This window comes from Parasphingorhabdus sp., from assembly GCF_036964675.1.
Taxonomy (GTDB): Bacteria; Pseudomonadota; Alphaproteobacteria; order Sphingomonadales; family Sphingomonadaceae; genus Parasphingorhabdus.
Window position 1 is genome coordinate 56,281 of the sequence record NZ_JBALTF010000001.1, and the last position, 1,305, is coordinate 57,585.

Consider the following 1,305-nt stretch of genomic DNA (forward strand, 5'->3'; position numbering starts at 1 on the left):
CGACCATTCGAGAAAAATTAGCGGTCGAGCGGTTCGAAAAAGGCCTGACCGAACATGCGGTTAAAGAGATTATCAAACGCGAGATCACAGCGATTTTGGAACCGGTAGCCATTCCGCTGGAAATAGATGCCTTTCCCCGCCCGCAGGTCATTTTGGTGATCGGCGTCAATGGCTCGGGCAAAACCACCACCATTGCCAAGCTGGCCCATCTGTTTCTCGAACAGGATTATGGCGTGATGCTGGCTGCCGGCGATACGTTCCGGGCGGCAGCCATCCAGCAGCTCAAGATCTGGGCAGAACGACTGGGCGTCCCCATCATCAGCGGGCCGCAGGGCGGCGACAGCGCCAGCATTGTCTATGAAGGCGTCAAGCAGGCCACGGCGACCGGGATTGACGTGTTAATCGTCGATACAGCCGGACGGCTGCAGAACCGCAGCGAGTTGATGGATGAACTGGACAAGATCCGGCGGGTGCTCGGTCGCCTCAATCCGGCAGCACCGCATAATGTTGTGCTGGTGCTGGATGCGACGACCGGACAGAATGCCTTGTCCCAGATAGAAGTGTTCCGGGACGTGGCCAAGGTCACTGGCCTGATCATGACAAAATTGGATGGTACCGCGCGCGGCGGGGTGCTGGTGGCGGCAGCGAAGCAATTTGGCTTGCCGATCCACGCCATCGGAATCGGCGAAACCGTCGAAGACTTGAGGCCGTTCAAGGCCGAAGATTTGGCCGCAGCCATAGCCGGGATAGAAAAATGACCGAAGCAACAGCAATTGAAGAAATACCAAAAGAACATAGAGGGCTGAGCTTCGCGCTCGATTTCGGACCGCTGCTGATCTTTTTCCTGGTGTACAAATTCGGCGCGCCGGAAGGCAATCCGATCACTTCGGCCATCTATGGCACCATTGCCTTCATGGTGGCGATTGTCGTCGCGATGATCATTTCCAAGTGGAAGCTGGGCAAGGTTTCTCCGATGATGTGGATGTCGGCGATCCTGATTCTGGGATTTGGTGCCCTCACCATCTATTTCGCCGATCCACGCTTCATCCAGCACAAGCCGACCATCATCTATGCCGGATTTGCTGTCATATTATTTGGCGGATTGTTGCGCGGCAAAGCGATGCTGAAAAGCCTGCTGCAGGCGGCTTTCGAAGGGTTGAACGACGACGGCTGGTTGAAATTGTCCCGCAACTGGGCGCTGTTTTTCGCAGCAATGGCGGTTATCAACGAGCTGATGGTAGCGACCATGAGTTTTGACTGGTGGCTGACCATAAAGGTCTGGGGCGTGCCCGCCGTTTCTTTCCT

Annotated in this window: 2 protein-coding genes; both read left to right on the forward strand. The window is 55.9% G+C overall.

The window, feature by feature from the left end; genetic code table 11:
- The coding region (gene ftsY, locus V7665_RS00270) for a signal recognition particle-docking protein FtsY (protein ID WP_335662537.1) at window positions 1–758 on the forward strand (758 nt) is incomplete at its 5' end.
- The coding region (locus V7665_RS00275) for an inner membrane-spanning protein YciB (RefSeq protein ID WP_335662538.1) at window positions 755–1,305 on the forward strand (551 nt) is incomplete at its 3' end. The genes ftsY and V7665_RS00275, both read left to right, overlap by 4 nt.